Raw genomic sequence first — 338 nt, forward strand, 5'->3', positions numbered from 1 at the left:
ACCGCCGGCGCTTCGACAGCCTGCAGCATGCGGCCCGCGCCATCGGCGACTGGATTGCCTTCTACAACCATCGCCGCCCGCTGCGCTGCGCCACAGCCGCCGGAACGGGCGGCCCTGGAAGGAAGATGGTCCTGCCGCCCGCGCCCGCAACGAGACCCTGCGCGCCACCCGGCACTTTGGCCGAGCGCTCTGGAAGCGATGGACGGGCTACCATGCCCGAAGCCGGATCGAGGCGAATATGCCCTCGCCGGTTCACTCGAACCGGTGGCGCTCACCGGCTCGACTCACGGCCTTCGGTGAACGCATCATGGCGCGGGACCCCGACCGCCAGACCGCCG

1 pseudogene is annotated in these 338 nt (G+C 71.0%); it reads left to right on the forward strand.

Annotation, left to right across the window (positions count from 1 at the left end):
• Window positions 1-97 precede the first annotated feature (97 nt).
• Window positions 98-338, forward strand: a pseudogene (locus tag FG154_RS20960) (hypothetical protein); the annotation flags it as partial.

Source organism: Cereibacter sediminicola (assembly GCF_007668225.1).
GTDB classification, from domain to species: Bacteria; Pseudomonadota; Alphaproteobacteria; order Rhodobacterales; family Rhodobacteraceae; genus Cereibacter_A; species Cereibacter_A azotoformans.